The organism is Deinococcus soli (ex Cha et al. 2016), assembly GCF_001007995.1.
Taxonomy (GTDB): Bacteria; Deinococcota; Deinococci; order Deinococcales; family Deinococcaceae; genus Deinococcus; species Deinococcus soli.
In genome coordinates, this window is record NZ_CP011389.1 from 611499 (window position 1) to 636180 (window position 24682).

Genomic DNA, 24682 nt, shown 5'->3' on the forward strand with positions numbered 1-24682 from the left:
CAGATCGGCATACCACCGATCTGCCGACTGCATGCCCGGAATCCGTCCTGTTCCTGCTCGCCCCACCCGGGTTGAACGGTTTTGGCAAACCATTCAACCGGAAGTTCGTTTTATTTCAGGGCGTTCCAGGCCGCCTGCACGGCCGCGCCCCGCTCGACGTTCACACCGAGCGCGCTGAAGGCGTCCTCCAGAATCCCCGCGATGGCCAGCGCGTCGTAGCGGTCGGCGTAGCCCATGGTGCTCACGCGGAACACCGTGTCCTCGTGCGGGGCCTGACCTGGCAGGGCGCGCTGGCCCATCGCGGCGAGCTGCGCCGCCACCTGACGGCCCGTGATCCCGGCGGGCGGCGTGAGAACCGCCACGGCGGGGCTGGTGCGTGGCGCCCAGGCGGGCGCACCCAGCGCGGTCCCGGCGGCGATCAGTGCGTCCGTCTTGCGGCGCTGCTCGGCCCACAGGACTTCCAGCGGCACGCTCAACAGGCGGTCGAGCGCCGTGCTCAGGGCGTAGATCAGGTTGATGGCGGGGGTCTGGGGGGTGTTCCCGGCCTTCTGCCCGGCCAGTTCGCGGGTCATGTCGAGGTAGAAGCCGCGTTCCGGGTTCTGGATCATGCGGGCCTGCACCTCGGGGCTGAACAGCACGAAGCCCAGTCCTGGGGGCGTGGCGGTCCCCTTCTGGCTGCCGGACACGATGACGTCCACGCCCCACGCGGCGGGGCGCAGTTCCGCCACGCCGTACGAGGTGATGCCGTCGGCGATGATGATCAGGTCCGGGTTCTGCGCCTTTGCGGCGCGGGCGATCGCTTCCAGGTCATGCAGGGCGCCGGTGCTCGTCTCGCTGTGCGTGATGAGCAGCGTGTGCGCGTCCCGGGCGGCGTCGGCGACCTCCTGCGGATCGAGGACCTCACCCCAGGGTTTGGACACGAGACTGGTGTCGTACCCGAAGCGGCGGGCCATCTCGCCCCAGCGTTCGCTGAACTTCCCGGCCTGGGCGTTCACGACCTTCGCGCCGCCGGGCGTGGTGCTGACCAGTGCACCCTCGAACGCACCGGTCCCGCTGCTCGTGGTGATGACCGCGTCGTACGGGTCGCCCAACAGCCGCGTGAGCTTCTCGCGGGCTTCCATCAGCTTGGCGATTCCGGCCTGCGCGCGGTGATGCATCTGCGGCTGGGCCAGTTCCGCCAGGACGTTCGGCGCGACCTCGACCGGGCCGGGCGCGATCAGGCGTTCGCGGTTCAGGGGCGTGAAGTCCGGACGGGCAGCGTCGCTCATGTGCTGCATCTTAGGCGGGCGGCCGTGGCGGCGCGGCGCCCCTGTGCAGCACTGCGTGAGAAACACCACCTTGACTGATCAGACTGTGAGGACACTGTGGGAATTCCCTGATGAAATGAGGGGAATGAAGCGAGCCGTCCTCCTCCTCCTGACCGCCGCCGTCTGCGCCGCCCATGCCCAGTCGGGCAGCGCCCTCCGTGACTCCAACGCCCCCACCGTGCCCTTCGGCACCCCCACCACCCAGCCCGCCCCCCTGACGCTGCCCGGCGGGCAGGCCGTCGACGCGAACGCCATGGTGGACAGCGCCGACCTCTTCGACCTGCTCGTGCAGGCGGACTTCCGTGCCTGCGGGCAGGCGGCGCACCGCGACCCCACCCTGGACGCCGTCGCGGCCCGCGTCGCGCGCGGATTCGCGCTGAAAAGCGAACTGCTCGCCGCGCGGCTGCGCCCCCTGCGCGCCAACCAGTTCGTCCTGCCGAAACTGGGCCGCGCGCCCGCCGTCCTGAAGGCGCTGGCCAACCAGTGCGCCATGCGCGTCGGCTTCAGCCGCTACGGCGTCGCCGTGCAGGACGGCCGCGCCGCGCTGGTCGCCATGCAGCCCGCCCAGATCGTCGCGGACGACGCCCGCGCGTGGCTGCTGCGCTTCCTGGACCTGACCAACGAGGCCCGACGCCAGGGGCAACGCTGCGGCGACCAACTGTTCCACAGCGCCGCACCGCTGACCTGGAACGACCAGCTGAGCGTGTCCGCGCAGGGGCACGTCAGCGACATGATCCGCCTGAACTTCCGCGGGCACGTCAACCCCGAGACCGGCAGCACCCCCGAGAGCCGCGCGCGGGCCGCCGGGTACCCCAGTGGCGAGGTGGGCGAAAACGCCGCGTACGACTCGGTCACGCCCGAGGACGCCCTCCAGAGCCTGCTGGACAGCCCCGGCCACTGCCGGACCCTCATGAATCCGGACTGGCGCGAGTTCGGCGCGGCGATGGGCAACGGCACGCCCGACACGGTGTTTGCCACGTACTGGGTGCAGAGCTTCGGACGGTAAGACGGCAGACGACTGATGGCTGATGGCAGGAGGGGGTGCAGGCGGGTGCGCCCCTATCCCCAGCCTGCACTGCCCTGCCGCCAACCCACTGGCCCGCATGAAGGCCACCGATACGGCTGGCGGGCGGACAGCGGCTAGGCTGCGGGCATGCGAATCGTGATCGTGGGCGGCGTGGCCGCCGGGATGAGCGCCGCGAGCCGCGCCCGGCGCTTCAACCCGGACGCGCAGATCGTGGTGTTCGAGCGGGGAGAACAGATCAGTTACGGCGCGTGCGGCCTGCCGTATGTGATCGGCGGGGAGGTCGAGGAGTTCGACCGGCTGATCGCACGCACGCCCGAACAGATGCGCGGGCGTGGCATCGGCGTGCGCCTGCGCCACGACGTGACGGGCGTGGACGCGCAAGCGGCGACGATCACCGTGACCGACCGCACCACTGGGCAGTCCTGCACGGAACCGTACGACCGGCTGCTGATCGCCACCGGGGTCTCCCCTGTCCGGCCCGACTGGGCGGTCACGCCCCTGGGCGGCGTGCACGTCCTGCGCGACATTCCGGACGGCGAGGCGCTGGACGCCAGCGTGCGGGGCGCGAAACGGGCCTGCATCGTGGGCGGCGGGTACATCGGACTGGAACTGGCCGAGGCGCTGCGCGCGCGCGGCCTGAGCGTCGTGCTGCTGGAGAAGGGCGCGGAGGTCGCCGGGCGCATGCTGGATCCCGACTACCAGCGCCGCGTGCGCGCCGAACTGGAACGCCACGGCGTGGATGTCCGCTGCGGCGTGACCGTGCAGGGCCTCACCGGAAAGGAACGGGTGAGCGGCGTGCAGACCGACCATGGGCTGGTGCGGGCCGATCTGGTCGTCGTGGCGGTCGGCGTGAAACCGAACGTGGGACTGGCGAAGGCAGCGGGCGCGCGGCTGGGCCGTACCGGCGCGGTGGCCGTGAACGCCCGGCAGGAGACCAGCATGCCCGGTGTGTTCAGCGCGGGGGACAACACCGAGAGCGTGCACCGCGTCACGCGCCGCCGCGTGCACATCCCGCTGGGCCTGACGGCCAACCGCATGGGCCGCATCGCCGGGGTGAACATGGCCGGCGGCGACGCGCGCTTCCCCGGCGTGGTCGGCACCGGCATCTTCAAGGCGTTCGACCTGGGCGTGGCCCGCACCGGCCTCACGCAGGCCGAGGCCGACGCGCTGGGCCTGAACGCGGTCAGCGTGGACGTCAGCAGCACCGACCACGCCGGGTACCACCGCACCAGCCGCCCCATCCACGTCCGCCTGACCGCCGAGAAGGGATCCGGCCGCCTACTGGGCGCGCAGCTGATCGGCGAGAACCACCTCAGCGTCAAGCGGGTGGACGTCGTCGCGGCCCTGCTGGGCCAGCGGGCCACCGCGCAGGACCTTTTCGACGCGGACCTCGCGTACGCCCCACCGTTCAGCGGCGTGTGGGACGTGCTCCTGGTCGCCGCGGACCGGCTGCACAAGCTGGTGTGATACGGATTCCGTCTGTTTCGTTGACAACCCGGAACATCATCGGGTTGCCCACTCCACGCCCGGAACCCGTTCCGCTCCTGCTCGCTCTGCTGCGCAGCTCTCCGACTCCGCTCGGGTTGACGGTTTTTGCAAACCTTTCAACCGGAGTCCGTATGATCACAGCGCGGCCCGCCTCCACCGGGAAGCGGGCCGCGAGATCTGTACGGTTTACGCCCGGACGAGGTACGCGCTGTCGATGACGTCCAGCGCGCGGACCTGATCGAGCTGTTCGGCGGTCAGGGCGTCGTCGAGGGTGAGGGTGAACAGCGCCTGTCCGCCCTTCTCGGCGCGGCCCAGGGCCATCCCGGCGATGTTCACGCCCCAGCTGCCGAGCAGGGTGCTGAGCTTGGCGACCGCACCGGGTTTATCCTGGTTGCTGGCGATCAGGATGAAGCCTTCGGGTTCGAGTTCAACGCGGAAGTCCCGCAGGCGGGTGAGGCGGGGGTTGCGGCCGAAGACGGTGCCGCCGACGGTGCGGGTGCGTTCCTTCTCGCCCTTGGCGCCGCCCGTGACCTTCACGATGACCTCGGTCTGGTAGTCGGGGCTGTCCTGTTCCTCGCGGATGGCGATGTTCACGCCGCGTTCCCTGGCCAGGGCGCGGGCGTTGATCATGTTGGGCGTCTCGTCGGTGATGCCCGACAGGTAGCCGACGAGGACGCTCGTGACGACCGGGGCGGGGTCGGCGGGGAACTCGCCGCGGAAAGTGACCTCCACGTCGTGCGCGCCGGGCAGCAGCTGCGCGAGGACGCGGCCCAGCTTCTCACCGAGTTTCAGGTACCCGCCCAGCGCCTCGAGGGTCTTGGCGTCCAAGGCGGGGGCGTTCACGGCGCCCTTGCTGACGTCGCCGTGCAGGGCGTCCAGCACACGCGAGACGATCTCCGCACCGACGCGTTCCTGCGCCTCGAAGGTGTTCGCCCCCAGGTGCGCGGTGATGCCCAGATTCGGGGCACCCAGGAAGATGTGCTCCGGGGCGGGGGGTTCGTCCACGAACACGTCCACCCCGGCGGCGAACAGGTGACCGCTGTGCAGGGCGTCCACGAGGGCCTGCTCGTCGATGATGCCGCCACGCGCGGCGTTCACGGCAATGGCGCCCTTCTTCAGGCGGGCGAGCTGCTCGGCGCCGATCATGCCGCGCGTCTCGTCCGTCAGGGGGGTGTGGACGGTGATGGCGTCCACCTGCGCGAGCAGCTCGTCCAGGGTGGCGGCGCGGGTGACACCCAGCCGCTCGAACTTGCTGTCCGGCACGTAGGGGTCGAAGGCCACGACGTGCATGCGCAGGCCCTGCGCGCGGTCCGCGACGATGCTGCCGATGCGGCCCAGCCCCACGATGCCCAGGGTCTTGTCCTTGAGTTCCAGGCCCAGGTACTTGCGGTCCCACTGCCCGGCGCGGGTCTTGCTGTCACTGCGGGTCAGGCCGCGCGCGGCGGCCATCAGGTGCATAACGGCCAGTTCCGCCGCCGAGACGTTGTTGCTCTCCGGGGCGTTCAGCACCAGCAGGCCGCGCAGGCTGGCGTACTCCAGGTCGATGTTGTCCACGCCCACGCCACCGCGCCCGATGACCTTCAGGCGGGGTCCGGCTGCGTCGATCAGTTCGCGGTCCACCTTCGTGCGGCTGCGGGTGATCAGCGCGTCGTACTCCGGCAGGCGGCGCAGCGTCTCGGCGCGGTCCATGTTGCCCTGGTAGTCGATCTGGAAGCCGTCGTGGTTCAGGTCGCCGGGGTTCATCTCGTCGCAGATCAGGACGCGCAGCGGCGCAGCGGCGGTCCGGTCGGCCTGGGTGGGGGCGGTGGCGGTCATGTCCCGAGGGTACGCGCCCCCCGGGCGACGGGCGCTGATTTGGCTAGGGGGAGGCAGCGGGCACCCAGCGCATCCGCAGGTTCAGCTCGTCCCCACCGCAGGGCTGGAATCCGGCGCGGCGGTACAGCCCCTCGGCGCGGTTGCCCCGGGCCACGTTCAGGACGACGGGCCGGTCTGCCCAGCGTTGCAGGGCCGCCAGGGCCGCGCCTCCATGGCCGCGGCCCTGCCAGTCCGGGTGCAGAGCAACATCGATCAGGGTGACGACCTCATCCCAGTTCACCAGGGCGTACCCGATGGTCTCTTCCGGTGCCGCCGCGCCGGCCGGGAACAGGTGACTGATGAGGTAGGTGCGGTGATCCGGGTACGCCGCCCGGTAGGCCTGCTGCTGCGCGCGGTGTTGCAGGTCATGCATCTGGTTGCGGATGGCGTCCGGCAGGGCGTTCAGGTGCGCCCGGTGGCAAGCGGCAACCGCCCGGACGAACGGATCGTCCGGGCCGGTCTCCTGCCAGCCGCGCGGGAGGTCAGGGTGGGGCGGGTGGTTCACGCGTGCAGGTAGGTGTGCAGCCACCCGCTGCGCAGCCCCGCCGGTTCCAGGTTCAGCAGACTGGGTGACGTCAGCGGCTGCGCCTTCCCGGCCCCGAGCAGCGTCAATGGCGCGCGGAGTACGCCGTGGCCGTCCACGTTCAGGGTGCCCCGCGACCCGGTCACGGTGGCGCAGGCCAGCGCGGTGTGGATCGTGGTGGGATTCAGCGGGCCGCTCAGGGCGGCGCTGATCCAGCGGCCGGTGTCGAAGCCGAGCGCCTGGACGGGCGACAGGCCGCTTGAGGCGTGAGCCAACGCGCGCGGCACGTTCAAGTCCGGCGCCGTCAGGCCCCCTGCACTCACGCTGAACCCGGCGCGGCGCAGGGCCTCCACGGTCGCGGCGCCCGTGCCACTGGCCAGCACGTGTACGTGCGCGGCGCCGGACTCCCGGATCTGGCGCACGAGGGCTGCGTGGTCCGGCGCGGCCGGATCGAACAGGGCTGTGCCGCTCAGGGTGCCGCGTCCGGCCTGCAGTCCGCTGGTCACCGCGAAGGGCAGGTCATACCCACTGTCCAGGTGCGAGATCAGCAGATACACCCCCCCCTGGCGGGCCAGGGTACGGGCGTGCGCCCACTCGGCCTCCCAGCTGTGCAAGGACGCCGTGAGGGCCAGCGGGGCGGGCCGGTGCAGGTCTGGTCGCTGCACGCCGAACTCCGCCGCCAGGACCGGGGTGGGGCGTTCCAGCAGCGCGGGCTGCGCGGCGTGGGTCAGGCCGTCGCCCAGCAGCACCAGCAGGTCCGGGCTGTCCCGCAGGGCGGCGCGGGCCGCCTCGACCACGGCGCGGGGGGTCGGGCCAGTCTGAACCGTACTCAGGGTGACGTGCTGGCCGTCCAGACTGCCGGTCAGGCCGGCCATGAATGTCCCGGCCATGGCCGGGTAGGGACTGCGTCGAGGCAGCACCACGGCGACGCGGGCAGCGCGGCGAGGCGCGGCCTGTGCGGCGGCGGGCAGGGCCGCGCCGCTGAGTGCAGCGAGGACCTTGAGAAGGCGGCGGCGGGTGGTCTGCGGTTGTGTATTGGTCATGGCGCGCCAGCTTTCCGCTCAGGAGCGGGGAGGGTAGATGCCCTGCAACGCGATGATGAAGTTCATGGTCAGGTAGGGCTGCATGTTGTTGTGGGGTTGACTGCCGCCCTGGATACTCAGGGTTGATGGGCTCAGCGTGGCGTTGGGAGTGGGCACGTAGGGGGTGACGTTCGAGCCGCGGGCCAGGGCCAGGTTGGCGGGATTGTCACTCTCTGCCGGGTCAATCGCGGCGTTCAGGGTGTGGGTGTGTACAGGCATCTGGGTGGAGAGCAGCGTGACAGCAGCCGTGCCGCTACTTTCGCCCAGGCTGCGCGGTGTGAGTCCGGGGCCAGTGCCCCAGTGCATGGGCGCGCGGCCCTGCAGGTTGGGCAGTGCAAAAGTGGTGGTGCCGTTGCCACCGTAGGTCGTGCCCAGGAGGGAGAACAGGGCGGTGTTCTGGCTGATGGGGAGGATCTGACCGTTGCAGAATGCCCAGCCGTACGGCGCGAAGTTACCTGCGAATATACGGATCTCACCGACGTACGCTTCTGACATGAAAACCTCTGTGAGCGAATGGAGGCTGATGTGGTGGATCCGGCGCCCGGACCCACGACTCAGGCGGGGCTGGGGAAGATGCCGTACACCGCGATGATGAACGACACGCACAGGTAGGGCGCCATGTTGCTGTGCGGCTGACTGCCCCCACTCGCCGTGATGCTGCTGGCATTCATGGCCGCAGACGGTGTGTCTTCCAGAAACAGGTCCCCGGTGCTGGGTGGCGCCAGCAGGTTGCCGCCGGGCGCGCTGGTCGTGGCGGTGGCGGCCACACCCAGGGAGTGGCTATGGGACGGGATCTGGTTGGTCGTCAACTGGACGTTCTCCGTTCCCACTGTGCTGCCAATCGTGAAGGTCGTCCCCAGGGCGCTGCCCATGTGGATCGGCACACGGCCCTGAAGATTGGGCAATGCAAAGTTGGTCTGGCCGTCACCGCCGTAGGTCGTGCCGATCAGGGCAAACAGCGCGTCGTATTCGGAGATGGGCAGTAGCTGACCATTACAGAAGAGCCAGCCGGCAGGGGCGAAGTTTCCGGCAAACTGACGAATCTCGCCGATGTAAGGCTCTGACATGACGACTCCTTAGGGCCGCGAGGGGTAGATGCCCACCAGCGCGATGATGTAGTTCAGCACCAGGGACGGTTGCATGTTGATGTGAGGCTGACTGCCTCCCGCCCCCCCCACGGTGCTGCCCACCAGTGCGGCAGACACTGCTCCGGAGCTGTACAGGTTGCCGCCGTGAGCAGGCGCGGCCAGGACAGCGCCGGTGGGCACCGGGGTGGTGCCAGCCTGCGAGCTGGCCTGCACGGTGTGGGTGTGCTGGGGGAGCTCGGTCAGCGTGAGGGTGTGGTTGACTTCTCCGCCCGCCTGTCCCTGGGTGTAGCCGTTTCCTGCGTGGATCGGCATGCGCCCTTGTAGGTTGGGTAACGCGAAATTGGTCTGGCCGTTCCCACCGTACGTGGTGCCCAGCAGGGAGAACAGCGCCTGATTCTGGTTGATGGGCAGCAGTTGTCCGTTGCACAGAGCCCAGCCCCTGGGCGCGAAGTTGAAACTGGTCAGGCGGATTTCAGCAAGGAAGGGATCAGCCATACAGACTCCTGGTTAGTTGGGGGCCTGGCAGGTGCCAGCCACGGGGGCGAAGGTGCCGCTCAGCCGGACTGTCGAGCCGTTGTTGACCGCAGTGACGCCCGCAGAGCTGGGCGCGGCAGTGTCAATCTGGAAGGTACTGCCCAACAGTTGCCGGAGCCGGAATCCCGAAATGGGAGCGGGGTTGGGCGCGACACTGGTGTTACCGATAGGCTTCACGCACAGGAAGTTCCCCTGACCGGACGTCGTGCTGCTGGTCAAGGCAATGCCGTCAAGGTTGTTGGGATGGGCAGGGCTAGAAACATTGTTGTTCGTCAGGATCACGTCCATGCGCGCGGCACCGTCCATGGTCCGGAACTGCATGCCATACAGGCCGTAACTGGTGATGGTGTTCCCGCTGACCTCGAAGCGGGCTGAACCTGCCACTCGCTGGGCCAGATCGATGGGATTGGCGTTGCCGCTTGTGGACAGGGACAGGGTGTTGTTCTGAATCCTGCCGTGATCCACGCTGGTGCTCCCGGTCGGGCGCTGCGCCTCGTAGGTGACGCCGTTGCCCGTTCCGGCGTGCGTGAAGCTGTTGTTCCGGATCAGGTACGTGTTGCTGGTGTTGCCTGTGGGGTTCAGGTACACGCTGGAGGCTGTGTTGTTCTGGAATGAGCTGTCCTGCACGCTCAGGTTCAGGGTGCCGGTACTGGCCGTGCCGAATGGCGTGAACTGCACGCCGACATGGTTCTGCTGCACCACCATGCGGTTGAGGTTCACGGTGAGGTTTGCGGTGTCGGGTTGCAGGTGGATGCCGATATTGCCGGCACTGGCTGCGGTCTGAATCGTTCCTCCTGAGCCGGCTGAGCCGCTGCCGGTGACGGTCAGGGTGCCGCCCACCTGTTCAAGGTTGACGCCCCGGCCGTTCGTGGCGGGGTTGGCGGCGTCCAGGCGGGTGGAGGTCAGGTTCACTGTTCCGTTTTTCAGGTTCAGGGCGAGCCCGTTACTGGCCCTCACCTGCGTCAGGGTGCCGTTCAGGGTGCCGAAGTTCGTGCCGGTTATGCCGTCGGTGCTTCCCTGCACGCTCAGGCCGGTCAGGGTGTTGTTGCTGGCGAGCGTCACGCCGGCGCCGCCGGTCACCTGGAGGAGCGGGGCCGTTGCGGCCGTCAGGAGGGTCGAGCCGTTTACGGTCAGGGCCGTACCGGCCCCGACGGTCGCCTGGGCGTTTTTCAGGGTGAAGGTGGTCGGCTGGCTGTACGTGCCGCTGGCGATGTAGATCAGGTCGTTGGGCCCAGAGGCAGTCTGGGCGGCGCTGACCGTATTGAAGGGGGTGGACTGGCGGCCGTCGCCGCTGCCACCTGCGCCGTTCACGAACCACACGCGCCCGTTGACGTTCACGGGGGCGGCCTGATTGCTGCCGGTGCAGCCGGTGCTGGTGTTCAGGCCGTAGCGCAGGGTATCTGCGGTGGGGGTGCCGCCGCTGAAGGTGAAGGTGTCTGCGGCGTTGCGGGTCAGGGTCGCGCCCGCGCCGTCCCCGACCCTGGAGGTGAACGCGAAGGACCCGTCGGCGTTCATGTTGAGAATGCCGCCGCGTGCACTGCCGTTGCCGGTGAAGGTCAGGGTGGGCGTGGCGCCGCCCGGAGTGGGTGGGTAGACGCTGTAGAAGCGGCCGAGGCCACTGGCGGAATTGGTGGACAGGGTGGTGTTGCCGGTGGCGGCATACGCAGTCGGCAGGGATTTGAGGGCCACGTCCCCGCCGATGTGGGCGGCGCGTGTGCCGGGTGCCCCGGCAGTGGTGGCCGACCCGATGAACAGCGGGGTGCCGCTGTACGTGCTGCCGCACAGCACGGCGACCTGGGCCCCCAGGGCGGTGGCGCGGGCGGCGACGTCCCCTCCGACCTGCTCCTCGGGGCTTTCGGTGACGCGGGTCAGGCTGTCGTCCACCACGGCGAAGGTCATGTTGAACGTGTAGGGGTCGTCCGCCACGTTGGCCTGGAGGGGCAGTTTCAGTGCGACCGTGACCACGCCGTCGAACGCGCTGCTGCCCGGGTTCGCGTTCAGGGTGCGGGAGTCGGTACGGGTGCGGTTCCTGGTCACGAAGCCAAACGGGAAGGCGCGCGTCACCCCGGAGATCCCGGCGACCTCGTTCTCGGCGTACACCTGCAGGTCCTGTGCGCCGCTGAGCAGTCCCGGGCGGCCTGTTCGCGGGTCGAAGGTCAGTCCAGTGGTGGGCTGAATGAGCGGCGCGATGGTCGGGTCCGCGTCCGATCCGTCGAAGCGTTTCAGGCTGCTGAACGGCGTGTTATTCAGTGTGGACGGGGTGCTGGCCGCGATCAGCGTGAGGTTCTGCCGGGGGGTGGTGTAGGCGGTTCCGGCGGCCGTGGCGTTGCGGACCAGGAAGGTGGCGTACAGGTAGCGCACGCCATCGACGCCGCGCGTCCCGGTCGTGAAGGTGCCGCTGGACGCCGCCCGCAGCTGAATGCTGCCCAGATCCGCGAGGCCCGATCCGGTCAGCCCGCCGGGCACGCTGGCACTCACCTCCGGTCCGGATGGAGCTGTCAGGCCGCTGAAGTTGACCGTCACGAGCCCCAGGGGATGCACGGGCTGGGAGCGGCCGGGCTGCGCCGTGACTGGCGTGGTGCCGGGGGCTGGGGGCGCTTCAGGTGCGGCTCCCGGCATGGTCGCCGTGTGGCGCGCGCAGCTGGCGAGCAGGGCACTCATGGTGAGCAGGATCGTGGCGTGGCGGTTCATGGGCAGACCCCCTTGATCAGATAGGTGGCGCCGGGGTCACCGGCCAGCCCGGCGGTCCGCACCTGGTTCACGCAGCGGGCCGGGACGGGTCCGGCGTAGCTGCTGCCAGGCAGGACGGTGACCTGCGTGGCGGCTTCGGCAGCGGCGCGCTGGGTAACCAGGGCGTTGTCGGTCTGCTCGTCGGGGCTCTGCGTGACGCGCGTGGCACTGTCCTGCACGGCGAGCAGCACCACCCGGAAGGCCCAGGGGTCGCGCCGGGTACCTTCGGCGGGGGTCTGGCCAGCGTCGTCCGCCTGGAGGGGCACCCGCACCGAGAGAGTGACCTGTCCGTCGAACTGGTCAGCGGCGGGGCTGGCGCTCAGGGTGCGGCCACCCGCTACGTTTCTGACCACGTACCCGTAGGGGAAGACTGTTTGGACGCCCAGGTCGGCGTACGAGAGAGAGCCTCCGCTTCCACTGCGGAGGCTGCCCGGGGCGATCTCGGTTTCGGTGAACACCTGGAAGTCCTCGCCCCCTGGGTTCAGCACCGGTTGCGCACGCAGGGGATCGAAGCGCAGACCGTGTCCGGGCAGGACGCTGCGGACCACGGCCGGCGCGACGCTGCCGCCCGCGAAGGTGGTGACGGCGCGGTAGGGCGTGCCCGCCAGTGTGTCCCCGGCGGACACGGGAATCAGGGTCAGGTTGCTGCGGGGCGTGGGGCTGGCGGTGCCGTCCGCGTCTGCGTTGCGCACACGGTAGGTCGCGCTGATGTACCGGACACCGTCGACGTTGCGGGTGCCGGTGTTGAACACGGCGATACTCAGTGGCCTGAGTTGCAGTCCGCGCGGCTGATCGGTCAGGTCCTGGGGGCCCAGCGGCAGCAGGTGCGCGCTGGAGATTCCACCAGCCGAGAAGGACAGTTCGATCAGGCCCAGAGGTTGAAGGGCCGGAGGCGCGGGGCGGGGCGGTGACGCGCAGGCGGCGAGGCACAACAGGGCGGCAATGAAGGGCAGACGGGAGGTCATGAGGCTCCTTGTGGCGACGGGGGATCGGTCCGGGCCTAGGTGAATGTGATCTTCATCAGTATAAGATGAAAAGCGTTAGTTCACCCAGTTCGGAGGTAGACCATGTCAGCAGCAGTCAAGACGACCACCCCCCATCGACCTGAGCCGTACCGTCCTCCCCAGGTCACGCCACTTGGACGCTGGGCCAGCCTGACGCTGGTGCAGTCAGTCCCGGTCGGTCCGGGCGGTTGGCTCCCCATAGGCAACCGTCAGGACGCCTGATCCAGACCTGAACCTCAGGCACATCTCACGCGACCTCGTCTCCCACGGAACGCCGTTTGAACGCCACTCCACGCTGGGCCGTGGGCGCTCCCGTCTGGCCTGACTGGCGTAATCACCTCTCTGCCACACCACGTGACAGGTCGTGAACCAGTGGCCCATTGTAGTCCGGCCAGGTCCTGCGTGAGAGGCTGCTGGTCGTGCCTTTGGGGAACCGGTCTTCGCACCGCGACCTTTGGTCTGACCTTATGGCTGCTCCTCCCGGACTGGACAGTTTTTTTAGGCCCTCCTAATCTGAGACATGGCCAGTCGTCCCCCCACCACCGAGTCCGTGTCGCCCCCGGCAGGTCGCAGCCTGGACGACCGCATGACCGAGCGGGCCGAGGCCGTCCTGGCCCGGCACTCGCAGAAGCGCGGGCTGGCCCGCATCCTGCCGTTCCTGGGCCCGGCCGTCATCGCGTCCATCGCATACATGGACCCCGGGAACTTCGCCACGAACATCCAGGGCGGCGCGCAGTTCGGATACGCGCTGCTGTGGGTGATCCTCGCCGCGAACCTCATGGCGATGCTGATCCAGAACCTCAGCGCGAAACTGGGCATCGCTACGGGCAAGAACCTGCCGGAAACCATCCGGGAACGCTGGCCGCGCCCGGTCGTGTGGCTGTACTGGGTGCAGGCGGAGATCGTGGCGATGGCGACCGACCTCGCGGAATTCCTGGGTGCGGCGGTCGCCATTCAGCTGCTGACCGGCCTGCCCCTGATCTGGGGCGCGGGCATCACGGCCGCGCTGACCTTCTGGCTGCTGACCATCCAGCGCCGGGGCTTCCGCCCGCTGGAACTTGTGATCGGGGGCTTCGTGTCCGTCATCGGCGTGGCGTACCTGACGCAGTTCGTGGTGGCCCGCCCCGCCCTGGCCGACCTGGGGCGCGGGTTCATTCCCAGCTTTCAGGGCGTGGACAGCGTGTACCTCGCGGTGGGGATCATCGGCGCGACGGTCATGCCGCACGTCATCTACCTGCACTCAGCGCTGACGCAGGGGCGCGTCCCGACCCGCAACGACGACGAAAGGCTGCGCCTGAGCCGCCTGAACCGCGTGGATGTCATCGCTTCGATGGGGCTGGCGGGCCTGATCAACATGAGCATGCTGGCCGTCGCCGCCGCCACCTTCTACGGCAAGGGCGTCGAGAACGCCGGGGACCTGGAAACCGCCTACCGCACGCTGACGCCGCTGCTGGGCCCGGCCGCCGCCACCGCGTTCGCCATCGCGCTGCTCGCCAGCGGCCTGAGCAGCAGCGCGGTGGGCACCATGGCCGGGCAGGTCATCATGCAGGGCTTCGTGAACTTCAGCATTCCGCTGTGGCTGCGGCGCACGATCACGATGCTCCCGGCGTTCATCGTGATCCTGCTGGGCCTGAATCCCACGGACGTGCTCGTGCTGTCGCAGGTGATCCTGTCCTTCGGCGTGCCGTTCGCGCTGATCCCGCTGCTGCTGTTCACCGCGCGGCGCGACGTGATGGGCGTCCTGACCAGTAGACCCCTCGTGTCCGGGCTGGGCTGGCTGTTCGCCAGCATCATCATTGGCCTGAACGTCTACCTGCTGTGGGGGGCGTTCACGAGCTGACGCGTGAATGAAGGGCGGCCCGGTTCACCTGACCGGGCCGCCCTTCTTGCTTCCGCGGTCAGCGGGGGTACATGGCGTTGATGGTGCTCTTGTCGGTCGTGGAGAAGCCGTTGCGCTGCCCCATGCGGTTCAGGTCGATGCTGCTGTCGAGCGGCTGGATGGCGATCTTCCCGTCGAAGAACGCCGGGTAGTGCATGATCGAGTCGAAGTCGTACGCGCCGTACCCGGCGCTGCCGCTGCGGATCTGGTACTGGCTCTGCCAGTCGGCGGGGATGTTCGCCCAGATGATCGTCACGGACTTGTCGCGGTCGGGGCGGGTCTGCTCGTGGAACAGGCCCATGGCGTGCCCGAACTCGTGGATGATCGAGCCGGTCGTGCAGCGGTCGGCCAGGGTGATGGTCTGCTTGCCGCCCACCATGCCCAGGCTGGACGCGCAGCTGGTGCCGGTGTTGTACGTGATTTCCACGTAGTTGCGCTGCGTGCTGCTGGTGCGGGGCGTCACGACCACGTTCGTGGTCGAGCGGATCGTGGAGGCGGCAGCCGCCACGCGGTCACGGATCGCCTGGGGGACGTTCGCGGCGAAGGTATACGGGATGGTCCGGCCCGTCCAGCGGTAACGGGTGTCGACAACGTACGTGCCCTGCTTTCCGACCTTGGCGCTGCTGAGGTCCGCGAGGATGATGTCGTCCTCGAGCATCAGGTAGCCGTCCTGCTTGAAGCCCATCACCTGCTGCTCGGTGCCGTCGGGCATGATCAGGGTCGCGGGGGCCTTCTCGGGGGCCGTGCGGGCGTCGGGGGTGGGGGACGGGCTGCAGGCAGCCAGGATGACGGACAGGGCAATGAGGGAAGACGCGACGCGCATGGGTGAAACCTCCGTTGTGTGGTGTACCCCGCGAAGATAGTGAAGGTTTGATGAAAAGTAAAGGGGCGACGCGAACGTCTGCCCCTGATGGGTCACTCCGGCACCCGACGCCTCCGGGAGACCCGCTTCAACCCGTGCGGGCGCGCAGCCAGTCGAGGATGACCTGACGGACCTCCTCGCGCGGCTCGTCGTTCAGGAGTTCGTGGTAGCCGCCCTCGACGGTGTGCAGGGTCCTGTCGGTGGACGCGATCGCGTCGTGGAAGCGCTGGCTGCCCCGTGGGTCGGTGATCCTGTCGGCCGTACCGTGCAGGGTGAGGGTGGGCAGCGTCCAGCGGGCGTACTCGGGCCACAGTCGGCCGCTCAGGCCCAGCATGGTCGCGCCGGTCAGGGCCGGGACGTTCCCGTGGTACATGACCGGGTCCGCCTCGTACGCGGCGACCTCGTCGGGCAGGCGCGACAGGCCGCCGGTGCCGAGGTCGCTGGTCTTCAGGCCCGGCGCAATGCGCGCGATCACCGGCGCGAGCCGCTTGAGCCACGCGGGTTCCTTCTCCCCCACCAGCAGCGCCGGGCTGGACAGGATCACGCCGCTCAGGCCACGCGGATCACGGGCCGCGCTGGCCGCCGTGACCAGCCCGCCCATGGAGTGCCCCAGCGCGAACACCGGCAGGTGCTGCGCGCGCAGGGATTCGCGGGCTTTCAGGTGATCCTCGACGAGCACGTTCAGGTCCGAGACCGCCTGCCGCCCGGGGGACTTTCCGTGGCCGCGCTGATCGTAGGCGTACACGCTGATCCCGGCGTCGGCCAGCGTGGGAATCAGGCGGTGGTAGCGCTCCACGTAGCGGCCCGCGTACTCCCCGAACCCGTGCGAGAGCAGCAGCGCCGCCTTCGGGCTGGCCGCCCGCCACAGATACCCCTCGACCGGTGCGCCCGGTACCGTCCACGCTTCGTTGTGCATGAACCGAGTCTAACGGGGGTGATGGGTGATGGTCGACAGCGTGCGCGCGACCCGACCGGCCACGTCAATCTCCATCCACTCCCCACTTCCTATTCCCCAAGAAAGGCGTCCACCAGCGCGCGGTACCGCTCCGCCTCCTCCAGCGCGGGGAAGTGCCCGCTGTGGGCCAGGACCTCCTGGCGGGCGTGGGGGATCAGGGCGGCGATCTCCGCTCCGGCGGGGGGTGGGTTGAGGGGGTCGTGCGCGCCGCTGAGGATCAGGGTGGGGGCCGTGACGCGGGGCAGGCCGGGCCGGAAGTCGAAGCGTTCCAGGGCGCGGCGGGCGGCCTCGGCCTGCCCTGGCGTCTGTGCCAGTCCGGCCGCGTGGTCGTCGGCGGTGCGGCGGGCGACCTCGGCCCGGATGGCCTGAGGGGTGCCGGGGGCGAACATGCGCTCCAGCAGGAAGGTCTGCACCTCCTGCGGGGTCAGGTCCCGCAGTTCATCCTCGTGCCGGGCCATCAGGGCGGCGGTGCCGCTGGTCTGCCCGCTGGCCTTCGGGACGACCAGGATCAGCCGCGAGACGCGCCCCGGGTGGGTCGTGGCGAGGGCCTGCGCGACGTAGCTGCCCATGCTGGTGCCCATCACGGCCGCCTGCGCGACGCCCAGGGCGTCCATGACGGTCAGCACGTCGCTGACGTGGTCGGCCAGCGTGAAGCTCGTGGGGCGGCCCGAGCGCCCGTGCCCGCGACTGTCGAGGGCGATCACGCGCCGTGTCCCGGCGAGGTGGTCTAGGTCGGCGTCCAGCCAGCCGCTGTGGCTGCCCAGGCCGTGCAGGAGGATCAGGGGGTGCCCCTCGCCCCGCTGCTGAACGAACAGCGGGGTGCCGTCGGCGGCGGAGATGATCACGGGGCGTCCAGGGTGGGCAGGGTGCCGTCCACGGCGGCCAGCGCGTAGGCGTATTCCTCGGCGATCTCGTTGAGGTACTCGTAGCGGCTGCTGGACCCGCCGTGCCCGGCGCCCATGATGGTCTTCAGGACGACCGTCCCGCTGCCGGGCCCCGCGAGGTCGCGCACGCGGGCGGCGAACTTGGCGGGTTCCCAGTACGCCACGCGCGGGTCGTTCAGGCCGGTGCTGATGAACAGGTGCGGGTAGCGGGCGGCCTTGAGGTTGTCGTAGGGGCTGTACGCGGCCATCACGGCGTACTGATCGGCGTGGTTGGGGTTGCCCCACTCGTCGTACTCGTTCGTGGTCAGCGGGATGCTGTCGTCGAGCATGGTGCTCAGCACGTCCACGAAGGGCACGCCGGGGAACACGGCGGTCCACAGGTCGGGGCGCAGGTTCAGCGCGGCGCCCATGAGCAGGCCACCCGCGCTGCGGCCCATAGCGACCAGCTCGCGCGCCGTGCCGTCCGCCTTCAGGGCCTCCCCGGCGGCGACGAAGTCGGTGAAGGTGTTCATCTTGTGCGCCAGTCGCCCGGCGTCGTACCAGCGGCGGCCCAGTTCGGACCCGCCCCGGACGTGTGCGGTGGCGTACACCCAGCCCCGGTCCACCAGCGGCAGGCGCGCGATGGAGAACGCGGGGTCCATGCTGAAGCCGTAGCTGCCGTAGCCGTACAGCAGCGTTGGCGCGGGCAGGCGGGTGTCCCGGCGCCGCAGCAGGCTCACGGGGACGCGCTCGCCGTCGGGCGCGGTGATCCAGGTCTGCTCGCTGACGTACAGGCTGGCGTCGTAGCCGGGGACCGGCGTGGCCTTCACCAGGGTGGTGCCCAGGCTGTCCAGGTCGAGGTCCAGGTGCTCGACGGGCCGGGTGAGGCTGGTGAACACGATCCGCGCGCGGCCCGTGTCGAAGACGTGGTTCGCGCCGATGCGGACGGTGACGCTGTCCTCGGGGAACTCGACGCGGCGGGCCGGGCCGTACCCGCCGGGCGTGCGGGCCAGCACCCACAGGCGCGTGAAGCCCCCCTCTTGCCCGGACAGCAGCAGGTGATGGCGGAAGAGGAGCAGGCCGGTCAGGTGCCGCGCCGGGTCGTACGGGAGGACGTCCTGCGCGTCGGCCCAGTCCAGCGTGCCCGCGCGTTTCGGGAAGCGCACGAGCTTGAATTCCTCCGCGCCTCCGTGGTTCGTCAGGGCCAGCCAGTGGTCCCCGGCGTCAGTCAGGACTGGCACCTCGGTACCGCGTTCACGCGGGAGGAGCAGCGTGGGTTGCGCGCCGTCCTGCGCAGTGTCCAGCACCCACCACTCCTGCGCCATGTTGCTCTGGCTGACCAGTCGCAGCGTGCCGCCGTCCTCGGTCGTCAGGGCGGCCACGCGGAAGGTCGCGTCGGGTTCGTGCAGCAGCCGCTCGTCCTGCGTCTGAGGCTGCCCCAGCGTGTGCCGCCAGATCGAATCCGGGCGCTGCGTGGCGTCGTCGGTGGCGTAGTACAGCGCGGTCCCCGCCGCGTTCCAGTCGAGCACCCAGCCGCTCAGGCCGGTCAGGGGCGCCCCGACCAGTTCGCCGGTGGCGGTGTCCAGCACGCGCAGCTGGAAGACTTCCTGCCCGGTCGTGTCGAGCAGGTACGCCCACAGGCGCCCGTCCGGGCTGGGCACCGCGCGGTACACCCACACGTTTTCCAGGCCCTCGCGGACCTTCAGGACGTTCAGGTCCAGCAGGGTCTCCTCGGGGCCGCCCGCCAGGGGGCGGCGCATGAAGATCGCGTGCGCCTGCCCCTCCAGCGTGCGCTGGAAGTACGCGTACGCGCCGCGCACGACCTCCGGCTGGTCGTCCTGCTCCTGCACGTGCGACAGCAGCTCTCGGTAGATCGCCGCCTGCGTGTCCCGCAACGGGGCCATCACGGCGTCCAGGTGGGCGTTCTCGGCGCTCAGGTAGGTCAGCACCTCGGGGTCGGCCTTCCCCTGGGTTTTCAGCCAGTGGTAGTCGTCGGCGCGCTGGACGCCGTGAATATCGTGCAGGACGCCCTTGCGGGCAGCGCGAGGTGCAGAGGTCATACCCCGGAGCATAGCGGCACGCCCCGGGGTGCACTGCTGGACCTGACCGGCTGCCCCTGCCGGGGTGGGTCGGTTGGGCCATCCGGCGCAGCGCAGAATCAGGGGCAGCGCAGTCCCCCAGTCAGCGCAGTGTCCGGGTCAGCGCAGCGCCCGGAGCAGTTCCCGTTCGACGAGTTGCGCCGCGATCGGGCCGCGGATGCGGCGGAACAGGTGGTAGTCGAAGAAGTACACCTGCCCGGCCTGACTGGCGCGCAGGCGGCTGGTGATCGCCCCGGCGGTCCACTCGGCGCGGGCGCGGGTGGGCGTGCTGGTCCCGGCGGCCAGGACGATCACGGCGTCCGGGTCGAGGGCCGCGAGCCCCTCCACGCTGACCACGGCGTCCTTCTTCTGGCCGTCGATGACGTTCAGGCCCACGTCGCGCAGCAGGCCGCCGGTCCAGTCGTCGCTGCCGCTGATCGTGAAGGTGTTGCGGGCGTCCCCTCCGGCCGTCCAGACGACCAGCACGCGCTTCCTGCTGAACGCGGTCAGTTGCGCGCGGGTGCCCTGCACGCCCTTGTTGTAGGTGGTCAGCGCGGCGCGGTACGCGGCCTCGCGGTTCAGGACGCGGGCCAGGGTGGGCAGCGTCTTCTGCCACGCGTTCCGGTCGATGCCGTCGAGCAGCAGCGTGGGCGCGATGCGGCTGAGCTGCGGGTACACGTTCGCGGCGTACGTCTCGCCGATGATCAGGTCCGGGCGCAGGGACGTCAGGATCTCGAGGTTCGGGTTGAAGCGGTCGCCGACGTTCACGGGCGCGCTGGTCACGCGGCTGCCCAGGTACCTGATGTCGCGGATGGGCGAACCGAACGCCGGGGTTTTCAGGAACGTGGAGGCCTCGCCGTAGCCGACGGGCTGCACGCCGATGGACAGCAGCAGGTCCAGCGCGTGGGGGCCGAGGGCCACGACCCGCAGGGGCTGTCTGGGGATGATGGTCGTTCCGGCAGCGTGCGTGACGGTCTGGGGGTACGTGGCGGCGCTGGCGGTCAGGGCGGCGCTGCCCAGGACAGCGGTGAGGGTCAGGAGGGTGGTTCGTGTGGGCATGGGTGTCCTTGTGCGCTGGGGTCCATGGGGGACGGCCGCGCTGGTGTCGGGAATTGTGCCAGACTTAATCCCGAGTTACAAGGTCAGGATTCATCCCGGGGGCCACGCAACCATGAAGTTCCGCTCAACCGCACCCGTGCCGACCCCACCGCCCGACCGCGCAGACTGGGCCGTATGGCAGACATCGCACGCAAGGCAATGGCCCACTGGGAAGGCGACCTCAAGCACGGCAAGGGCACCGTCAGCACCGAGAGCGGCGTGCTGGACGGCGCGCAGTACTCGTTCGGCACCCGCTTCGAGAACGGCAAGGGCACCAACCCCGAAGAACTCCTGGCCAGCGCGCACGCCGGATGCTTCACCATGCAGCTCTCGGCACTGCTCGCCAACCACGGCCACACGGTCGAGTCCCTGGATACGCAGGCCACCTGTGAGATGGTCAAGGACGGCGCGGGCTTCAAGGTCAGCGCCATGAAACTCGTCGTGCGCGGCAAGGTCACCGGCAGCGATCAGGCCGACTTCGAGGAACACGTCAAGCAGGCCGCCGACATGTGCCCCATGAGCCGCGTCATGCAGGGCAATGTCGAGATCACCCACGAAGCCATCCTGGAATAAACGTCCGGCCCTGCGGCGCCCCGCCCCCCAGGGTCAGGGGCGCCGTCCTGTATGGCGGCAGGCCAATCGACGGATGTGCACCCAGCCCACGTGTGGCAGGCTGGCGCGCATGAGTCACCTGTACTATCTGGTCGGCGCGCCCGGTAGCGGCAAACGCACGGTCGGGAAGGAGTTGTCGGCGCTGACGGGCGCGGCGCTGCTGGACAACCACCTGACGAACGATCCGGTGTTCCTGGCGGCGGGCATCTCGGGAAATGAGCCGGTCAGCGACGAGGTGTGGGCACTTTGTTTCGCCGTGCGGCAGGCGATCAGGACCGCGACGCTGCACGCGCCACCCACGCTGGCCCACATCTTCACGAACTACCTCACGGCGCAAGATCAGGAGTGGATGAACGTGGAGCGGCTGCGGCAGCTGGCCACGGCGCGGGGGGTGCCGTTCGTGCCGGTGTGGTTGACGTGCCCACTCCCGGAGCTGGAGCAGCGGATGGGCCTGCCGGAACGGGCCGAACGGCTGAAACTGCGCGACCCGGCGCAGTTGCGGGAATTGCTCGCCCGGGCCGGGACGCTGCCACCCCCGGCGGACGCGCTGGTGCTGGACACGTCGCACTTGGAGCCGTTTGAGGCGGCGCGGCGGATCGTGGCGTTCGCGGGGGCGGTCAGTGGGTCTACCCGGCCCGGTGCAGAACGGGCAGGTGCAGAGTGACGCGCATCAGGCGCCACCGGAACTGCCAGTGGGCCGGTCGGGCGGCTCTCAGGGTACGGGCCAGCCCCTCGGCCTGCGCCTCGCGGAGCAGCTGGGCTTGACGGTCGAGGGCGTGCTGGTGGCGTTCATGGAACATGGTGGGCCTCCTTTTAGGGCGTGAGTGGGGTGTCCCGCCGGCCGCCGGGGCGGTCGTGGTTGACGCGTGGGCCGGGAGCGGTCAGTTCAGGTGCAGCTGGCCTCTGAAGGTCATGAGGACGAAGGTGCTCGTGCAGGCTTCGGTCTCGTCGGTCTCCAGACGGTCGAGGATGTCGTTCAGAGCGTCCTGCGCGGCGCGGTACTGCTGCGGGCTGAGTTGCACGGTGCGCATCCGCATGGCGGGCGCGAAGGCCCCGGTGTCGGTGCGGGTGTCGGGCGCGCAGCGGCCCAGGTGGATGGTGAGGTCGTCCCCAGTGGCGGGGTGGCCCTGACGGGCCTGCCAGTCGAGGATGGCGTGGGCGTAGGCAGCGGTGATCTCGCGCATGGCGGGGCCGATGACGGTCAGGGGTTCGTCGAGCTGGACCAGGGTGCGCGGGACGTGGAAGGTGCGGGCGGCCGCGACGTACTGCACGCGTTTGCCGTGGTGGCCGGCGACGCGCAGCAGGCCGCAGTCGCGCAGCTTGCGGACGTGGTAGGTGACGCGGTTGGCGGGCTCGTTCAGGGCGTGGGCGGCGTGACTGGCGGTGGCGGGCGTCAGGAACTGTTCGAGGAGGCGCGCGCCGTACACGAAGTCCATCAGGGCGTCGGCCTGGGCGGGGGTCGTGACGTGCAGGGCCTCGGGTGGGTGTCGGGTGTGGCGGGCACGGCTTCATTCTGCGAATTTCAAATTTCAGTTGAAAGCCGGGATTCTGAAAATCGCCCAGGGTCGCGTCAGGCTCCCCTCTTCGGCCGTGGATGTGCGCCTCATACGGATTCCGTTTGTTTCGCCAACAATCCGGAACTTCACCGGATCGCCGGCTCCACGTCCGGAACCCGTTTCTCTCCTACTCGCATCCGCTCGGATTGAATGGTCTTTGCAGCCCATTCAATCGGAGTCCATATCAGTCGGGGCTCAGCCCGGATTCGCTTGCCAGCTCATCGGGAGGTCAGTTACAATAGAATTATGTCTGCAACATATCTGGAGTATTCAGATCCGAACGGGGCCGAGCACAAGTTCTACGAGGTGACCGTGGACGGCGCCGACCTGACCGTCCGTTACGGCCGAATCGGCACCGACGGGCAGACCCAGCGCAAGACCTTCCCCAGCCCGGAGAAGGCCCAGGCGGAAGCGGACAAGAAACTCAAGGAAAAACGCCGCAAGGGCTACGAGGACGCCGTACAGGGCGTGCGCCAGAAACGCGAGGTGGTGCGCCGCACCTTCACCGAGACCCGCGCCACCACCCGCCAGGGCGCGCCGCTGCTGTGGAAATTCGACACGAAAGCCACCGCGTTCGGCATCTTCGCGGACGAACAGCAGGTCTGGGTGGGCAACGAGGCCGGGCAGGTGCACGCCCTGAGCCCCGACGGCGAGGTGCAGCGCTCGTTCACCCTGCCCGACGGCGTGAAGTGCCTCGTGCGCGACGACCGCTGGACCTTCGCCGGGTGCGACGACGGGAACGTGTACGACCTGAGCGGCAAACTCCCGTTCGTGGCGTACGAGGTCGAGGGCAGCGCCGCGCTGCTGTGGCTGGACATCCACGCGGGCACCCTGGCCGCCAGCGACTGGGACGGCAACGTGTTCGCCTTCGACGCCGAGAGCGACCAGCAGTGGGCGAACGTCGCCACCGGCGGCAAGATGGGCTGGATGGTCCGCGTGGACGACCGGGGCGTGTACTACGGGCACTCGGCGGGCGTGGGCATGTACGACCGCACCAGCGGCCTCCCGCTGTGGCAGGCAAAGACGCGCGGCGGCGTGCTGTTCGGCTGGCAGGACGGCCAGGATCTGTACGCGGGCACCACCCAGAACCTCATCCAGCGCTTCACGAAGGCGGGCGAGCACGTGCAGGACTACGCCTGCGACGCCGCCGTGCTGTCCTGCGCCACCAGCCCCGGCGGGGAGTACGTGTTCGCCGGGGACAGCGGCAGCGCCGTGTACTGCTTCACCCGCACCGGCGAGCGCCTGTGGAAGCTGGGCAGCGGGGTGGGCGGGGCCCTGAGCATGCAGTACTCGGGCGGGCGGCTGTACCTCGTGACCTCGCGCGGCATCCTGGCCGCCCTGGACGCCAGCCCCGAGGCGATCCAGGCCGCGCAGCGCGGCGAGGCCCCCGCCCCCCGCGACGTGAAACTCGCCGCAGCCGCGCAGGTCAGCGCGCCCCTGACGCAGCTGACCGTCACCCCCGACAGCGGTCAGGGCGTGCGTCTGGTCTGCGAGCGTGACGGCACCCGCCTGCGCGTTCGCCCCGCCACCCCCGGGTATCAAGAGTGGAACGTGCAGTTCCCCCGCAACCTCCGCGAGGCGGGCGCGACGTACCTCGTGGACGACCTCGTGGACGCCGGGGGCTTCTACCGCGTGGTGGGCGACATCCGCCGCATCGGGTAAGGACCCGCACCGGAAAAGGGCGTGACGCAGGGTCGGTCACGCCCTCTGTCCTGTTTCCGGCTCAGTACAGGTGGAAGTCCTTCAGGCCGGTGGCCTCGCTCTGCTGGGTCTGGACGTCCTGCACGCGGGCGTGGGGCGGGCCGCGCCGCAGCCAGTGCAGCAGCCGCGCGAGGTCGTCCTTGTGGCCCTCGGCGACGACCTCGACGCGGCCGTCGCTGAGGTTCTCGGCGTACCCGGCGAGGTTCAGGTCGCGGGCGTACCGCTGCACGTAGCGTCGGTAGCCGACGCCCTGCACGGTACCAGTGATGAGGGCAGTCAGGCGCATGGGGGGCATCGTAGCGGCTTTTGCTCCTTTGAACGGTGGGTTTCTGACGGTTGCATGAGGATGCCGTGGGTGCGGCATTCACGCGGCGCTGCGTAGAATGCGGGGAATGCGGCCAGGAGCGTGTGGACAGTGGAAGGGCCGGGCAACGCCGGGCC

23 protein-coding genes are annotated in these 24682 nt (G+C 69.5%); 6 read left to right on the forward strand and 17 right to left on the reverse strand.

The features are described 5' to 3' along the window. Positions 1 to 110: 110 nt before the first annotated feature. Entirely contained in the window at positions 111 to 1268 is a 1158-nt protein-coding gene (locus SY84_RS03035; RefSeq protein ID WP_046842773.1) for an aminotransferase class V-fold PLP-dependent enzyme, read from the reverse strand. 124 nt (positions 1269 to 1392) lie between these two features. On the opposite strand from SY84_RS03035, the gene SY84_RS15755 reads away from it, so the two are divergent. Beyond that, on the forward strand, positions 1393 to 2313 hold the full coding sequence (locus SY84_RS15755) for a CAP domain-containing protein (RefSeq protein ID WP_052751024.1): 921 nt from the start codon (positions 1393 to 1395) through the stop codon (positions 2311 to 2313). 147 nt (positions 2314 to 2460) lie between these two features. Then, entirely contained in the window at positions 2461 to 3801 is a 1341-nt protein-coding gene (locus tag SY84_RS03045) for an FAD-dependent oxidoreductase (RefSeq protein WP_046842774.1), read from the forward strand. 207 nt (positions 3802 to 4008) lie between these two features. Here the strand turns inward: SY84_RS03045 and serA are convergent, their stop codons facing one another. From serA to SY84_RS03085, 8 genes are read right to left on the reverse strand one after another with little or no spacing between them, the layout of a single operon-like run. Then, positions 4009 to 5637 (reverse strand): phosphoglycerate dehydrogenase, encoded by a 1629-nt coding sequence (gene serA / locus SY84_RS03050; protein WP_046842775.1) that lies wholly within the window; start codon positions 5635 to 5637, stop codon positions 4009 to 4011. A gap of 43 nt (positions 5638 to 5680) precedes the next feature. After that, positions 5681 to 6181 carry a GNAT family N-acetyltransferase gene (locus tag SY84_RS15760; RefSeq protein ID WP_052751025.1) on the reverse strand — a complete coding sequence of 167 codons (501 nt, stop codon included), beginning with the start codon at positions 6179 to 6181 and terminating at the stop codon, positions 5681 to 5683. Beyond that, a complete protein-coding gene (locus tag SY84_RS03060; RefSeq protein WP_046842776.1) occupies positions 6178 to 7242 on the reverse strand; it encodes an ABC transporter substrate-binding protein in 1065 nt (354 codons plus the stop codon). The genes SY84_RS15760 and SY84_RS03060 overlap by 4 nt, the downstream gene beginning before the upstream one ends. Before the next feature lie 18 nt (positions 7243 to 7260). Next, positions 7261 to 7776 carry a phage tail protein gene (locus SY84_RS03065; RefSeq protein ID WP_046842777.1) on the reverse strand — a complete coding sequence of 172 codons (516 nt, stop codon included), beginning with the start codon at positions 7774 to 7776 and terminating at the stop codon, positions 7261 to 7263. Between the two features lie 59 nt (positions 7777 to 7835). Continuing rightward, complete coding sequence (locus tag SY84_RS03070) at positions 7836 to 8348, reverse strand: phage tail protein (protein ID WP_046842778.1); 513 nt, start codon at positions 8346 to 8348, stop codon at positions 7836 to 7838. A 9-nt stretch (positions 8349 to 8357) separates the two neighbouring features. Next, a complete protein-coding gene (locus SY84_RS03075; RefSeq protein WP_046842779.1) occupies positions 8358 to 8864 on the reverse strand; it encodes a phage tail protein in 507 nt (168 codons plus the stop codon). Between the two features lie 12 nt (positions 8865 to 8876). Further along, a complete protein-coding gene (locus SY84_RS03080) occupies positions 8877 to 11594 on the reverse strand; it encodes a beta strand repeat-containing protein (protein WP_046842780.1) in 2718 nt (905 codons plus the stop codon). Further along, positions 11591 to 12598, reverse strand: a complete 1008-nt coding sequence (locus SY84_RS03085; RefSeq protein WP_046842781.1) for a hypothetical protein — start codon at positions 12596 to 12598, stop codon at positions 11591 to 11593. The genes SY84_RS03080 and SY84_RS03085 overlap by 4 nt, the downstream gene beginning before the upstream one ends. 559 nt (positions 12599 to 13157) lie before the next feature. On the opposite strand from SY84_RS03085, the gene SY84_RS03090 reads away from it, so the two are divergent. Next, positions 13158 to 14477, forward strand: a complete 1320-nt coding sequence (locus tag SY84_RS03090) for an Nramp family divalent metal transporter (protein ID WP_046842782.1) — start codon at positions 13158 to 13160, stop codon at positions 14475 to 14477. A 58-nt stretch (positions 14478 to 14535) separates the two neighbouring features. On the opposite strand, the gene SY84_RS03095 is transcribed toward SY84_RS03090, so the two are convergent. The 5 genes from SY84_RS03095 to SY84_RS03115 all read right to left on the reverse strand — a co-directional run bounded on the left by SY84_RS03095 (position 14536) and on the right by SY84_RS03115 (position 20333). Next, the gene (locus SY84_RS03095) at positions 14536 to 15339 is read right to left on the reverse strand and encodes a M12 family metallopeptidase (protein WP_046842783.1); all 804 of its coding nucleotides are present in this window, start codon (positions 15337 to 15339) and stop codon (positions 14536 to 14538) included. Between the two features lie 127 nt (positions 15340 to 15466). After that, complete coding sequence (locus SY84_RS03100) at positions 15467 to 16294, reverse strand: alpha/beta hydrolase (protein WP_046842784.1); 828 nt, start codon at positions 16292 to 16294, stop codon at positions 15467 to 15469. A gap of 89 nt (positions 16295 to 16383) precedes the next feature. Beyond that, the gene (locus SY84_RS03105) at positions 16384 to 17178 is read right to left on the reverse strand and encodes an alpha/beta fold hydrolase (RefSeq protein ID WP_046842785.1); all 795 of its coding nucleotides are present in this window, start codon (positions 17176 to 17178) and stop codon (positions 16384 to 16386) included. Continuing rightward, positions 17175 to 19256, reverse strand: a complete 2082-nt coding sequence (locus tag SY84_RS03110) for a S9 family peptidase (RefSeq protein ID WP_046842786.1) — start codon at positions 19254 to 19256, stop codon at positions 17175 to 17177. Before SY84_RS03110 ends, SY84_RS03105 begins: the two co-directional genes overlap by 4 nt. 138 nt (positions 19257 to 19394) lie before the next feature. Further along, positions 19395 to 20333, reverse strand: a complete 939-nt coding sequence (locus SY84_RS03115; protein ID WP_046842787.1) for an iron-siderophore ABC transporter substrate-binding protein — start codon at positions 20331 to 20333, stop codon at positions 19395 to 19397. A 174-nt stretch (positions 20334 to 20507) separates the two neighbouring features. Here SY84_RS03115 and SY84_RS03120 point away from each other — a divergent pair, with 174 nt between their 5' ends. After that, a complete protein-coding gene (locus SY84_RS03120) occupies positions 20508 to 20945 on the forward strand; it encodes an OsmC family protein (protein WP_046842788.1) in 438 nt (145 codons plus the stop codon). 109 nt (positions 20946 to 21054) lie between these two features. Then, complete coding sequence (locus tag SY84_RS03125) at positions 21055 to 21648, forward strand: AAA family ATPase (protein ID WP_046842789.1); 594 nt, start codon at positions 21055 to 21057, stop codon at positions 21646 to 21648. On the opposite strand, the gene SY84_RS16415 is transcribed toward SY84_RS03125, so the two are convergent. Next, complete coding sequence (locus tag SY84_RS16415) at positions 21611 to 21784, reverse strand: hypothetical protein (protein WP_157882875.1); 174 nt, start codon at positions 21782 to 21784, stop codon at positions 21611 to 21613. The two genes, SY84_RS03125 and SY84_RS16415, sit on opposite strands and share 38 nt — an antisense overlap. An 81-nt stretch (positions 21785 to 21865) precedes the next feature. Continuing rightward, a complete protein-coding gene (locus tag SY84_RS03130; protein WP_046842790.1) occupies positions 21866 to 22420 on the reverse strand; it encodes a winged helix-turn-helix domain-containing protein in 555 nt (184 codons plus the stop codon). A gap of 366 nt (positions 22421 to 22786) precedes the next feature. Between SY84_RS03130 and SY84_RS03135 the strand changes: the two genes are divergently transcribed. Continuing rightward, positions 22787 to 24202 (forward strand): WGR domain-containing protein, encoded by a 1416-nt coding sequence (locus SY84_RS03135; RefSeq protein WP_046842791.1) that lies wholly within the window; start codon positions 22787 to 22789, stop codon positions 24200 to 24202. Between the two features lie 61 nt (positions 24203 to 24263). On the opposite strand, the gene SY84_RS03140 is transcribed toward SY84_RS03135, so the two are convergent. Beyond that, the gene (locus SY84_RS03140) at positions 24264 to 24527 is read right to left on the reverse strand and encodes an acylphosphatase (protein ID WP_081424489.1); all 264 of its coding nucleotides are present in this window, start codon (positions 24525 to 24527) and stop codon (positions 24264 to 24266) included. Positions 24528 to 24682: the final 155 nt, after the last annotated feature.